The following is a 12,216-nucleotide window of genomic DNA, read 5'->3' as shown; positions in this document are numbered from 1 at the left end:
GGTGGGTGGCCGACAGTCGGGACAGCACCGCTCCGCTCGCCGAGCGGCTGCGGGCCCGTGGCCTGCGGCTGACCGCTCCGCGGCAGCGGGTCCTCGCCGCGGTGACTGCGCTGGAGCACGCGACGCCGGAGGCGATCGGCGCCCGGCTGCGCGACGAGGCCGGGCCCGACGGCACCGCGCCCGACACCTCCACCGTCTACCGGAACCTGGAGCTGCTGGAGCGGCTCGGCCTGGTGTGGCACACCCACCTCGGCAAGGGTGCGCCGGTCTACCACGCGGCCGAGCACCCGCACCTGCACGTCGTCTGCCAGTCCTGCGGCGAGATCGCGTCCGCGGCGCCGGACCTGCTCGACAGCGCCGCGGAACGTCTGGCGGCCGATCTGGGTTTCACGGTGGACGTGGGACACGTCGCCCTCTCCGGGACGTGCCGCGCGTGCCGCGAACGCACCGGATCGGAGCACCCCTCATGAGCTCAGCCCTCCTCGCCCGCCCGGGCGCCGTCCCCGTGGAGGGCGGTTCGATCGCCGCCCACTACGGCGACCCACTGCGCGAGCAGCGCCTCCTCGCCGAGGGCGCCGGGCTCGTGGACCGCGGCGACCGCGACGTCCTGCAGATCCCCGGCGCCGACCGGCTGAGCTGGCTGCACAGCATCACCAGTCAGCACCTGGACCGCCTGGCCGACGCAGCCGGCAGCGAGGCGCTGGTGCTGTCGCCGAACGGTCATGTGGAGCACCACCTGGCGATCGCGGACCTGGCAGGGACGACGTGGGTCGACGTCGAGGCCGGCACCGGCCCGGCCCTGGAGGCGTTTCTCCAGAAGATGCGCTTCATGCTCCGCGTGGAGCCCGCGCTGGTCACCGCCTCCTGGGCGGTGCTGAGCCTCGTGGGGCCGACGGCGCCCGACGTCCTGCTCGCCGCCGGGCTGGCCGCGCCTGCGACGGAGTACGCGGTGGCCCCGCTGGACCAGGGCTTTGTCCGCCGCATGCCCGGGATCGGCGACGGCGGCGCGACGGTGTTCGACCTCGTCGTCCCGCGGGCCGAGGTCGGCGCGGTGGCGGACCGGCTCGGCGCGTCGCTGGCCGGCGTCTCGGCCTACGAGGCGCTGCGGGTGGAGGCGCGCCGTCCGCGGCTCGGCGTGGACACCGACCACCGCACCATCCCCAACGAGCTGCCGTGGCTGCGCACCGCCGTCCACCTGGAGAAGGGGTGCTACCGCGGGCAGGAGACGGTCGCCCGCGTGCACAACCTGGGGCGGCCGCCCCGACGGCTGGTCCTCCTGCACCTGGACGGCGTCAGCGAGGTGCTGGCCGGGCCGGGGACCCCGGTGCTCGCCGGTGCGCGCGAGGTGGGCCGGGTGGGCAGCGTCGTCCGCCACTTCGAGCTGGGCGTGATCGCGCTCGCGCTGGTGAAGCAGTCGGTCGCGATGGACGCCGCGCTGACCGTCGCCGGCTCGACCGCCGCCATCGACCCGGAGGACGCGCCCGCGGAGACCGACGACACCCTGGCCGCGGCGCGCGAGCGCGTGCGGGCCGTCCGGTCTGCGACGATCGGCCGGTGACGCACGGCACCCTTCTCACGGTCGCTCCCACGGGGGCCGAGTCGGCGAAGGCCGACGTCCCGGCGTTGCCGGTGACGGTGGAGGAGGTGGTGGCCACCGCGCGCGACTGCGAGCGCGTCGGCGCCGCGGTGATCCACCTGCACGTGAGAGACGCCGACACCCGGCCGACCCTCGACCTCGGCCGGGTCCGCGAGGTCGTCGCCGCGGTGCGCGAGAACACCGACCTGATCGTCCAGCTGTCCACCGGCGGCGCGGTGACCGATCCGTTCGACGCGCGGCTCGCCGTCCTCGACGCCGAGCCGGACGCGGCGTCGCTGACGCTCGGCACGGTGAACTTCGGCCGCGACGTGTTCTCCAACCCGTGGGACCTGATCGTCGAGCTGCACACCCAGATGCAGCAGCGCGGCATCGTGCCGGAGTACGAGGTCTTCGACCTCGGCCAGCTGGCGACCCTGGCCCGCCTGCTGGACCGGCACGGGCTCCCGCACGGTGGCCACGTGCACGTGGACCTGGTCATGGGCGTGCCCGGGGGCATGCCGGGGACGGCGCAGGCCCTGACCGCGTGCCTCCCGCTCCTGCCGCCCGGTGCGACGTTCGCCGCGACGGGCGTCGGCCGGACGTCGCTGCCGGTGATGCTGGCCGCGCTGTCGGCCGGTGGGCACCTGCGGGTGGGCATGGAGGACACGCTGACCTACGCTCCCGGCGAGCCGGTGCGCGACAACGCCCAGTTGGTGGCCCGCGCCGCCGGGCTCGCCCGGATCGCGCAGCGCCCGCCGATGAGTACCGACGAGGCCCGAGACCTGTTGGGCATCAAGCCGATGGAGACAGCCCGATGAGCCCGAAGCCTGCTGCCGCCGGGGGTGCCGCCGTCGACGCGCTCCTCGAGCCCGCCTTCCTGGAGAACGCGACGACCCAGCCCATGGCCGAGGTCCGCCGACTGCGCCGCGAGGCGGAGCAGCAGGAGGTCAACCTCTCCTACACGCGGCGGCTCCTCCAGGGCCGGCTCGACATCGTCCGTCGCGAGCTCCAGCGCCGCGCCGAGGACGACGGCCGCTCCCTGATGGACCTGCTCCCGGAGATCCTGTCCGAGAAGGGTCGCGGTCCCGCGCACGGCCTTGGCCGGCACCAGACGGTCCAGCCGCAGTCGCCCGAGGACTACGAGTCCTGGGTCAACTCGCTGACCAAGGGCGTGGACATCTCGGCAATCCAGACGCTGACCGACGCCAAGCTGGAGAAGGCGGCCCGCGCGCTCGCCGAGGCCGAGAGCGACCTGTCGGAGCGCCGTCGCGGCGTGCAGCAGGTGATGGACGGGCTGGCCGCCGAGCTCGGCCGGCGCTACCGGGACGGCGAGGCCGACGTGGCCGCGCTGCTGGCCGACGAGGGCCGCCACTGATGAAGGACCCCCTTGCCCCCCACGGCTCGCAGGCTCGCGGTGGGGCTCTGCAAGGGGGCCGGTCCCAACCGGACGACGTCCTGTCGTCACGGTGGCCGGACAACCCGGTCCTCGTCGAGGTCTGGCGGTCGGGGTTCCTGGAGTCGGCGCACCGCGGCTCGCTGGTCGTCCTCGATGCCGCGGGAGAGGTGACGTTCGCCGCCGGGGCGGTCGACCGCCCGATCCTGCCGCGCTCGGCCAACAAGCCGGTGCAGGCCACGGCGCTGCTGGCTGCCGGCTGGTCGCCGCGGTCCACCGCCGAGCTGGCCATCGGGGCCGGCTCGCACAACGGCGAGGACGGTCACCGCGAGGTCGCGGCCGCCATGCTGGCCGCCGCCGGGCTGGGGCCGGACGCCTTGGGCTGCCCGCCGGCCCTGCCGCAGCACGAGGCGACGAAGGCGGACTGGATCGCCACCGGCCGGGCCGCCGAGCGGCTGGCGATGAACTGCTCGGGCAAGCACGCGGCGATGCTGTCGGCGTGCGTGGCGGCCGGGTGGCCCACCTCGGGTTATCTGGATCGCGACCACCCGCTGCAGCAGGCGATCGAGGCGCGGCTGGCAGAGGCGGCCGGCGAGCCGGTGACCGCGGTGGTCGTCGACGGGTGCGGTGCGCCGCAGCACGCGCTCTCGGTGACCGGGCTGGCGCGCGGCGTGCTGTCGCTGGTGCAGGGGGATGAGGGGACCCGTGAGCGGGCGGTGGCCGACGCCATGCGCGCGGAGCCGTGGTTCGTGGCCGGCACCGGTCGCGAGGACACCGACCTGATGCAGGCGGTACCGGGGCTGCTGGTCAAGGGCGGCGCGGACGGCGTGCACGTGGCGGCGCTGCCCGGTCGCGGGGCCGTCGCGCTGAAGATCGACGACGGCGGTGAGCGCGGGCGGACACCGGCGCTGTCGGCGGGGCTGCGTCGGCTTGGGTTGGCCGAGGACGTGCTCGCCCGGTGGTTGCTGACCCCGGTGTCCGGGGGCGACGGCGTCGTGGGCGAGATCCGTCCGGCCGCCGCTGCCCTGCAGGACTGACCTGCGCGTTCTCCTGTGACAGGGCTCACGCCCGACTGCTAGCTCCTCCGCTTGCAACTGCTAGCACCCCGGCCTAGGGTCGTAGCTGTGCAGACGCCCGGTGAGTTCGTCCGCGAGCAGGTGACCACTGTCCGCTCGACGGTGGACCGGGTGGCCGGCAGTGTGGCGGAGTCGGTCGCGGGATCGGTCAGCGAGGCGCCCAGCGTCTCGGCCGTCAGCTCGCAGGTCGGCGACTTCATCCGTGAGCAGCGGAGTGCTGCCCGGGTGTCGCTGCGCGAGCTTGCCCGCACGGCCGGCGTCAGCAACCCGTACCTGTCCCAGGTGGAGCGGGGTCTTCGCAAGCCGTCAGCGGAGATCCTCGCGTCGATCGCCCGGGGCCTGAAGATCTCGGCCGAGACGCTCTACGAGCAGGCCGGGATCCTCGACCGGCGGTCCGGCAACCCGGACACCGTGGCGGCGATCCGGTCGGACGAGGGCCTGTCCGAGCGCCACAAGGCGGTCCTGCTCGAGCTGTACGAGACGTACGTGCGCGAGCACCGTTCCGCGATCCAGACCTCTTCCCACCCCACAGCCTCTTCCCGCCCCGCAGCAGAGCCCCGAAACTCGAAGGAGTCGGCATGACCACCACCACCCAGACCGTGAAGCAGTACGGCGAGTTCGCCGTCGCCGCCGCCAAGCCCGCCGTCCTCGCCGCGATCGGCGCCGGTGACCTGGCCGTCGAGCGCGCCCGCGTCGTGCTCGAGCAGTTCCGCACCAAGGCCGAGACCATCCCGGGCGAGGCCCAGGTGCAGGCCGACCTCGCCGTCAAGGAGGCCCGCACCCGGGCCACCGAGGCTGCCGGCACCGCCCGCACCACGGCGCAGCAGCTCGCTGTGGCCGCCCGTCCGGAGGCGCTGCGCAGCACCGTCGCCGGCCTGGTCGAGACCGCTCGCACCCAGGCGCTGACCACCGTCGGCACCCTGGCCGAGCGCGGTGCCGAGGTCGTCGAGGAGCTGCGCCAGCAGCCCGGCTTCCGTCGGGTCGTCCGTCGGGCCGAGCGCGCCGTCGACACCGTCGAGGACACGCTCGAGGACATCCTCGAGGAGACCGCCGAGGCCGTCGTCGAGGCGTCCAACGAGGTGACCTCGGTGGCGCAGAAGACCGCCGCCAAGGCGACCAAGGCCGCGGCCAAGGCCGAGGACAAGGTCGAGGACGCCGCCGAGAGCACCAAGGCGACCGCGGAGAAGGCCGTCGAGGCAGCGAAGTCCGGCGCGAAGCCGGTCACCGCGAAGTCGACGACCGTCAAGGCCGCCCCGGCCAAGAAGAGCACCCCGGCTGCGCGCAAGGCGCCGGCGAAGGCCACCTCGGCGCGCGTGACCCGCGCCCGCTCGGCCAAGCCGGTTGACCCGACCGCGGTGCCCGCCAAGAAGAACTGACGTCGACGGCCGGCGGGACGCCGGCCGACGTCGGACCACCGACCAGGGCCCCGGAGCTGCGATCAGCGCTCCGGGGCCCTGTCGCGTCGCGGTCCCTCGTCGGGGTCGGGTCGTCGGCCGGGATCCCGTTCGTCCCGGGATCCGGCGGGTTCGGCGAGTAGGCTCGGTCCATGGCGACGTTCGACGGGCTGCTGCTGCTCGTGCTCTACGTGGGAGCCCAGGGCCTCACGTTGTGGGCCTTCGTCGACGCGCTGATCCGCCCCGCGGCCGGTTTCGTGGCGACGGGGAAGCTCACCAAGCCCGGCTGGGCGGCCATCACGGGCCTGGCCGCGCTGCTGATCTTCTGGCAGCAGAACCCGATGACGCTGTTCGGGTTGCCGGCCGTCATCGCCGCGATCGTCTACCTGGTCGACGTGCGTCCCGCGGTGCGCGGACTGCCGCGCGGCAACAGCTGGTGATCGACCGCCGCTGAGCGGGGTGCGGCCGGTCAGTCGGCCGGGATGAACATCCACAGCAGGATGTAGGCGATGAACTGCGGCCCCGGGAGGACGCAGGACAGGACGAACGCCAGGCGGAGGCCGCTGCGGGACATCCCGTAGCGGCGGGCGATGCCGGCGCAGACGCCGCCGATCACCTTGTTGCGGCTGTCCCGGCGGAGCGGCAGGTTCGCGGGCACGGTCATGCCGGTAGACCCTACGACCATGCAGCTACGGGCGGTGCTCGGCGACATCACCCGGGCGGACGTCGACGTGGTCGTGAACGCTGCGAACCCCGGACTGCTGGGCGGCGGCGGGGTCGACGGCGCCATCTATGCCGCCGGCGGGCCGTCGATCCTCGCCGAGTGCCGGGGCGTCACCGCGCGACTTCCCGGCGGCCGGCTGCCACGCGGCCAGGCGGTGGCGACGACGGCGGGGCGTCTACCGGCACGCTGGGTGGTGCACACCGCCGGGCCGGTCTGGTCGGCGTCGCGCGATCTGTCCGGCGTCCTGCGCTCCTGCTACGCCGAGAGTCTTCGGGTCGCCGACGGGCTGGGAGCGCGGACGGTGGCGTTCCCGGCGATCTCCGCCGGTGTGTACGGGTGGCCGCTGGACGACGCCGCGCGACAGGCGGTGGCGGGGGTGCGGTCCGTGCAGGCCGAGCACGTGCAGGAGGTGCGCTTCGTGCTGTTCGGCGAGGAGGCGCTGACCGCCTTCGAGGCCGCGCTCAGCGGCTGAAGACTCCCGCAGGCGGTTCGGGGGAGTCGACGGCGTCCGCATCGTGCACCGGCCGGGCGGTACCGGTGAAGCGGTCGAGGTCGTCCCCGTACACGACACGTGAGGGCATGGGGTCGCGCGCGCAACGGCGGATGTAGCCCGCGATGGGCAGCTCGGCGTCGGAGGCGACGGCGACCAGGTTGCCGAAGCGGCGGCCGCGCAGGGTCCCGGGCTCGGCGAGCAGGCAGACGTTCCCGAACACCGAGCGCAGGGTGGCGACCTGGGCGCGGGCGAACCGGAGAGGCGGGCCGTCGGCGACGTTGGCCACGTAGACGCCGCCCGGGCGGAGGGCCCGGTGCGCCTCGGCGGCGAACTCGGCGCTGGTGAGGTGCGCCGGAGTGCGGGCTCCGGCGAAGACGTCGCAGATGACGACGTCGGTGCTCGCGGTGTGCAGGGCGGCGAGGCCGACCCGGGCGTCGTCGGCCCGGACCCGGACGCGGGCGCCGCGCGGCAGGGGCAGGTACTCACGGACGAGGTCGGTGAGCGGCTGGTCGATCTCGACGACGCGCTGCCGGGAGCCGGGACGGGTGACGCTGACGTACCGGGGCAGGGTGAGCGCCCCTCCGCCGAGATGGGCCACGTCGAGCGGCGACTCGGGCTCATCGGCGAGGTCGAGGACGTGGCCCATGCGGCGGACGTACTCGAACTCGAGGTGGGTCGGGTCGTCGAGGTCGACGTGGGACTGCGGCGTGCCGTTGACGAGCAGCATCCAGGAGCCGTCGCGATCGGCGTCGGCCAAGAGCTCGGCCGTGCCTCCGGCCACCTCGGTCGGACCGGGGGGCACCTTCACGCGCGCAGCACCCCGCCCGGTTCGGTCACCCGCCCATGGTGCACGAGCGAACTCACGCCCTTGCCGGCTCCGTCAGAAGGGGGCTGGTTCGTCGTCGGGTGGGGCGGGGTGGCCGAGGGCGCCGGCGGTGGGGGTGGGCCGGGGTTCGGGTGGTGGGGGGAGGTCGTCGTCGGTGCCGTAGCGGGGTGGGTGGGTGGTGACGCGGTCGCCGGTGGGGGTGGTCCATTGCAGGCCGCCGTCGGGGAGGCGGTGCATGGTCCAGCCGGGTGCCTGGTGGCTGAGTCGGTGGTGGTGGCGGCACAGGCAGCAGAGGTTGTCGCAGCTGGTGGCGCCGTCGGGGTAGCGGGTGTTGTGGTCGAGGTCGCAGCGCTCGGCGGGTGCGCGGCAGCCGGGGAACCGGCAGCGCCGGTCGCGGGCGCGCACGAACCGCTGCAGGGCCGCACTCGGCTGGTAGCCGGCGGTCGGTGGCGGTGGCCGGAGGCTCTGTCCGGTGGTGGCGGTGCGGCGGATCTCGCTGGGGAAGGTGAGGGCGCGCAGCTGCCCGGACAGTTCGTCGATGACCGCGATCCGGGGCAGTTCGGCCAGCCCGGTGCCGGCGACCGACCGCAGGTTCAGCAGCTCGGCCAACGCCGCCGACGCCTGCCCGCCCGTCCCCGTGCCGGTGCTGCCTTCGGTGTCGGTGTCTGCCGGCGCGCTGTCTGACTTGGCGGGGTCCGTCCCGGCGGCCGTGTCGGCGTCGGTGTCGGCGGCCGTCCCGGCGGCCGTGCCGCTGTCGGTGTCGGCGGCCGTGCCGGTGTCGGTGTCGGCGGCCGTGTCGGGGTCGGTGGCTGCGTGGTTGTCGGGTGGGGTCGGCGGGAGCAGGCCGAGGGCGGCGGCCAGGGCGCGGACCAGCTCGGCGGGTACCGGCTGGCCGTCGACCTCGCCGGGCTCGTCGCCGCCGGTGAGGGTGCCCACGCCGGCGACCACGGTCAGCTGCGCGCGCACCGGTGGCCGCCCGTCGGCGTCCGGGCGCAGCAGCAGATCGACCAGGCAGTCGACCATCCGCTGGTCGGTGGTCCGCCCGTCCCCGGGCGTCGCGCAGTCCAGCGCGTAGGCCTCCAGCATCCGGTAGCAGGCGCGTGCGACCGGCACCGGCAGCGTCGCGGTCAGCGACGCCATGCCGTCGGCACCGGGGTGCACCCGCACCGACCGGTCCCGTACCGCGGCGGCCAGCCGCCGGGCGGCCGCCGACGCGTCCGCGCGCAGCACCGCCCGCTTGGCCGCGACCCGCAGCGCGGACACGTTCTTCCCGCCCGCCCGGGCCAGCACCCGGGCCTCCACCTGTCCGCGGACCGTGTCCTCGGCGATCGGGGCGAGCACCTCGCACAGCATCCGGGCGTGCGCCCACGTGAGGTCGCCGACCTCGAGGGCGGCCAGCGTGGCCGGCAGCTGCTGCACCAGGGTGATCGAGTCGGTCAGCAGCGCCGAGGTCGCCGGCGCGGACAGGCGCAACGCGACCATCACCTCATCGACCGCCCACTCACTGACCGCCGTCAGCGCCGCCGGCCGGGCCGCCCGGGAGGCGGCCGCGGCCGCACCCACCTCGGTGTCGGTGCGGTCCAACGCCGACGCCGGGCGGGCCGCGGCGAACGCGGCCAGCGCGCGGGCCTGCTGCGCGGCCGCCTCCGACTGCACCCGCTGCGCCTCCGCCGCCGCCCGCAGATGGCCCGCGCCGCGCTCCAGCAACCGGGCCAGCGGCAGACCTTCGGGCTCGACCCCGCCGGTCAGCGCAGCGCCGTCCACCACCGAGCGCAGCGTCCGCCCGTTCCCGTGCGAGGCGGACGCGAGGACGACCGGGCGGCGCTGCTCGATGAGTTCCACGCGCAGCGGCAACACGGCCACCAGCCCGGCCCGCAGCCGCTCCTCCAGCGCCGACCAGCGGCCCTCCGGAACGGCATCCGCATCATCGAACATGCGTTCGACCCTATCGGTCGGCCAGCCGCGGACCAGTACAAACGGCACCTGTGGAGATAGGCGTCACCTGTGGACGGAAACGCCCGTCAGGTCGGTGCCACCGCCGACCATCGCACCGTGACCTCGCCGTGCCGCCACCGCCGGCTCGACCCCACCATCGGCCACCCCCGCTCGGCCAGGGACTCCACGGCGGCCACCCACCGCTGTCGCGGGCCGAACGCCGACAGCCCCGCGGCGCCTGCCCACGCCGCGTCGAACGCACGCAGGAAGTCGTGCACCGGCTGGCCCGGCACGTTGTGGTGGATCAGCGCCTTCGGCAACCGCTCGGCAAGGTCGGACGGCGTCGCGATGTCGGCGACGCGGGTGGCCAGGGTCAGGGTCAGCGGGCCGTCGGCGTCGAGGGCCACCCATGCCGAGCGGCGCCCCCACTCGTCGCAGGTGCCCTCGACCAGCAGTCCGCCCGGTCCGAGCCCCGCGCGCATCGTCTCCCACGCGCGGGCCGCCGACTCCTCGTCGTACTGCCGGAGCACGTTGAACGCGCGCACCAGGACCGGCTGGAGACCGGCGAGCTCGAAGCCGCCCACTCGGAAGTCCACCCGGGGCGGATCGCGGTCGGCCTCCACCGCGGCGACGCGAGCGGGATCGATCTCGAGGCCGACCACCTCGAGACGGTCGACCTCCGGGCCCAGCCGCTCGACGAGCTCCAGGGTGGTGACCGCGGAGGAGCCGTACCCGAGGTCGACGACCAGCGGCCGGGCCGAGTCCCGCAGCCGGGGCACCTGGGTGGCGAGAAGCCAGCGGTCCACCCGCCGCAGCCGGTTGGCGTTCGTGGTCCCACGGGTCGGGAGGCCCAGCGCCCGGGCCCGTCCCGCAGCCAGTCGGGGAGCCTTGCGCTGGGGGGACGGAGGCAGCGATGCCCGCTTCTTGTGATCGCTCCCCGCCTCGCTCACCGGTCCGGAGGGTAGTCCCGGTTAGCGTGGGGGCGTGCAGGTTCGACGCGACGTCCGGCTGGCGGACCTCACCACCCTCGCCGTGGGTGGCCCGATCGAGCGGCTCGTCGAGGTCGCCGACGCGACCGAACTGGTCGCGGCGGTGCGCGAGGCGGATGAGGCCGGGACGCCGCTGCTCCTGCTCGGTGGCGGCTCCAACATCGTCGCGCCGGACGAGGGATGGCCCGGTGACGTCGTCCTGGTGCGGTCCCGCGGCATCGAGCGCGACGGCGACAGCCTCGTCGTCCAGGCAGGGCACGACTGGGACGAGCTGGTGGCCCACACCGTGGCGAACGAGCTGGCCGGCATGGAGGCGCTGTCGGGCATCCCGGGTTCGACGGGGGCCACCCCGATCCAGAACGTCGGCGCCTACGGCCAGGAGGTCGCGCAGACGATCACCGCCGTGCGCATCTACGACCGGGTCGAGAAGGCGGAGCGCGTGCTGACGCCCGCCGAGTGCGGGTTCGCCTACCGCGACAGCCGGCTCAAGCGCGATCCGGCCCGGTTCGTCGTCCTCGAGGTCACGTTCGGCCTCCACGCCGGACGGATGTCCCGGCCGGTCGGCTACGCGGAGCTGGCGAGGACGCTCGGCGTCGGGATCGGGGAGCCGGCACCCCTGGCCGACGTCCGGGAGGCGGTGATCGGGCTGCGGCGTGGCAAGGGCATGGTGTGGGACCCGGCCGAGCCGGACAGTCGCAGCGCCGGTTCTTTCTTCACCAACCCGATCGTGCCGTCGCACCAGGCGGTCGAGGGCTGCCCGAGCTGGCCGGCGGGTGACGGCCGCGTCAAGCTCAGCGCTGCCTGGCTGGTGCAGCACGCAGGCTTCGGCCGCGGCACGCGTGACGGCAGGGTGGGCACGTCGTCCAAGCACAGCCTTGCGCTGACCACCGAAGAGGGTGCGACCGCCGCCGAGCTGCTCGCGTTCGCGGGCCGCGTGATCGCGACCGTCGAAGAGCAGTTCGGCGTCACCCTCGAACGCGAGCCCACCGCCGTCCGGCCGTAGCCGGGAGAGGGCCGCCTACTCGCGGGCGACCTTGTAGGTGCTGGCCTGCGCGAGGGGGCGGACCACCATCAGGTCGATGTTCACGTGGTGCGGACGGGTGACCGCCCAGGCGATGCAGTCGGCCACGTCGTCGGCCACCAGCGGCTCGCGCACCCCGCGGTAGACCGCGTCGGCCTTGTCCGCAGACCCGAGCCGGTTCAGCGAGAACTCCTCGGTGCGCACCATCCCGGGCGCGATCTCGAGCACCCGCACCGGCTCACCGTTCAGCTCCAGCCGCAGCGTCTCCGCCAGCGTGTGCACCCCGTGCTTGGCCGACGTGTACGACGCCCCGCCCTCGTAGCTGGCCAGCGCGGCCGTGGAGCTCACGAAGAGCACGTCGCCCGCCCCCGACGCCCGGAGCGCCGGCAGCAGCGCCTTCGTCAACCGCACGGTCCCCAGCACGTTGACCTCGTAGGTCCGCGCCCACGAATCGAGATCGGCGGCCTCGACCCGGTTGGCGTCGAACGCCCCACCCGCGTTGTTCACCAGCACGTCCACCCGGTCGAGGGCGTCCGCGAAGGCCGCGACCGACGACGGATCGGTCACATCCAGCGGCAGCGCCCGCCCGCCGACCGACTCGGCCAGTTCCGTCAGCCGGTCCATGCGCCGCGCCGCGACGACCACGTCGAAGCCCTCTGCGGCCAGCCGTGCGGCCGTGGCCGCACCGATCCCGGACGACGCGCCGGTCACGACGGCGGTGCGCCCCGCACCGGGGAGTGGGCGGGTGGGGGAGTGGGGGAGCTCGGTACCGGGCATGAACGCCATCCT

At 74.7% G+C, this 12,216-nt stretch carries 15 protein-coding genes; 10 read left to right on the top strand and 5 right to left on the bottom strand.

The features are described 5' to 3' along the window. Window positions 1–5: 5 nt before the first annotated feature. From CRP30_RS03435 to CRP30_RS03400, 8 genes are all read left to right on the top strand, one after another. Complete coding sequence (locus CRP30_RS03435) at window positions 6–470, top strand: Fur family transcriptional regulator (protein ID WP_097182521.1); 465 nt, start codon at window positions 6–8, stop codon at window positions 468–470. Then, on the top strand, window positions 467–1,558 hold the full coding sequence (gene ygfZ / locus CRP30_RS03430; protein ID WP_097182520.1) for a CAF17-like 4Fe-4S cluster assembly/insertion protein YgfZ: 1,092 nt from the start codon (window positions 467–469) through the stop codon (window positions 1,556–1,558). Before CRP30_RS03435 ends, ygfZ begins: the two co-directional genes overlap by 4 nt. Then, complete coding sequence (locus CRP30_RS03425) at window positions 1,555–2,394, top strand: beta-keto acid cleavage family enzyme (protein WP_097182519.1); 840 nt, start codon at window positions 1,555–1,557, stop codon at window positions 2,392–2,394. Before ygfZ ends, CRP30_RS03425 begins: the two co-directional genes overlap by 4 nt. Next, window positions 2,391–2,951, top strand: coding sequence for an RsiG family protein (locus tag CRP30_RS03420; RefSeq protein ID WP_097182518.1), 561 nt, complete (start codon window positions 2,391–2,393; stop codon window positions 2,949–2,951). Before CRP30_RS03425 ends, CRP30_RS03420 begins: the two co-directional genes overlap by 4 nt. Next, complete coding sequence (locus CRP30_RS03415) at window positions 2,951–4,006, top strand: asparaginase (RefSeq protein ID WP_097182517.1); 1,056 nt, start codon at window positions 2,951–2,953, stop codon at window positions 4,004–4,006. The genes CRP30_RS03420 and CRP30_RS03415 overlap by 1 nt, the downstream gene beginning before the upstream one ends. An 87-nt stretch (window positions 4,007–4,093) precedes the next feature. Then, entirely contained in the window at window positions 4,094–4,627 is a 534-nt protein-coding gene (locus CRP30_RS03410) for a helix-turn-helix domain-containing protein (RefSeq protein WP_097182516.1), read from the top strand. Next, window positions 4,624–5,421, top strand: a complete 798-nt coding sequence (locus CRP30_RS03405) for a hypothetical protein (RefSeq protein WP_097182515.1) — start codon at window positions 4,624–4,626, stop codon at window positions 5,419–5,421. Before CRP30_RS03410 ends, CRP30_RS03405 begins: the two co-directional genes overlap by 4 nt. 170 nt (window positions 5,422–5,591) lie before the next feature. After that, window positions 5,592–5,879, top strand: a complete 288-nt coding sequence (locus CRP30_RS03400; protein WP_097182514.1) for a DUF2516 family protein — start codon at window positions 5,592–5,594, stop codon at window positions 5,877–5,879. A gap of 29 nt (window positions 5,880–5,908) precedes the next feature. On the opposite strand, the gene CRP30_RS03395 is transcribed toward CRP30_RS03400, so the two are convergent. Beyond that, on the bottom strand, window positions 5,909–6,103 hold the full coding sequence (locus CRP30_RS03395; protein ID WP_097182513.1) for a PspC domain-containing protein: 195 nt from the start codon (window positions 6,101–6,103) through the stop codon (window positions 5,909–5,911). Window positions 6,104–6,122: 19 nt separating this feature from the next. On the opposite strand from CRP30_RS03395, the gene CRP30_RS03390 reads away from it, so the two are divergent. Further along, window positions 6,123–6,635 carry an O-acetyl-ADP-ribose deacetylase gene (locus CRP30_RS03390; protein WP_097182512.1) on the top strand — a complete coding sequence of 171 codons (513 nt, stop codon included), beginning with the start codon at window positions 6,123–6,125 and terminating at the stop codon, window positions 6,633–6,635. Here CRP30_RS03390 and CRP30_RS03385 read toward each other — a convergent pair. From CRP30_RS03385 to CRP30_RS03375, 3 genes are all read right to left on the bottom strand, one after another. Then, on the bottom strand, window positions 6,625–7,464 hold the full coding sequence (locus CRP30_RS03385) for a spermidine synthase (RefSeq protein WP_097182511.1): 840 nt from the start codon (window positions 7,462–7,464) through the stop codon (window positions 6,625–6,627). The two genes, CRP30_RS03390 and CRP30_RS03385, sit on opposite strands and share 11 nt — an antisense overlap. Before the next feature lie 72 nt (window positions 7,465–7,536). Beyond that, window positions 7,537–9,417, bottom strand: coding sequence for an HNH endonuclease signature motif containing protein (locus CRP30_RS03380; protein ID WP_097182510.1), 1,881 nt, complete (start codon window positions 9,415–9,417; stop codon window positions 7,537–7,539). 86 nt (window positions 9,418–9,503) lie between these two features. Further along, window positions 9,504–10,367: a class I SAM-dependent methyltransferase gene (locus tag CRP30_RS03375; protein WP_097182509.1), complete on the bottom strand. Its 864-nt coding sequence runs from the start codon at window positions 10,365–10,367 to the stop codon at window positions 9,504–9,506. A 34-nt stretch (window positions 10,368–10,401) separates the two neighbouring features. Between CRP30_RS03375 and CRP30_RS03370 the strand changes: the two genes are divergently transcribed. After that, window positions 10,402–11,409 (top strand): UDP-N-acetylmuramate dehydrogenase, encoded by a 1,008-nt coding sequence (locus CRP30_RS03370; protein ID WP_097182508.1) that lies wholly within the window; start codon window positions 10,402–10,404, stop codon window positions 11,407–11,409. A gap of 15 nt (window positions 11,410–11,424) precedes the next feature. Here the strand turns inward: CRP30_RS03370 and CRP30_RS03365 are convergent, their stop codons facing one another. Continuing rightward, window positions 11,425–12,204, bottom strand: coding sequence for an SDR family oxidoreductase (locus CRP30_RS03365; RefSeq protein ID WP_097182507.1), 780 nt, complete (start codon window positions 12,202–12,204; stop codon window positions 11,425–11,427). Between the last annotated feature and the right edge of the window lie 12 nt (window positions 12,205–12,216).

The sequence above is a fragment of the Blastococcus haudaquaticus genome (genome assembly GCF_900230285.1).
In the GTDB taxonomy this organism is placed as follows: Bacteria; Actinomycetota; Actinomycetes; order Mycobacteriales; family Geodermatophilaceae; genus Blastococcus_B; species Blastococcus_B haudaquaticus.
The sequence above is the reverse complement of the archived record's forward strand: the minus strand, read 5'-3'. Positions and strand labels throughout refer to the sequence as shown.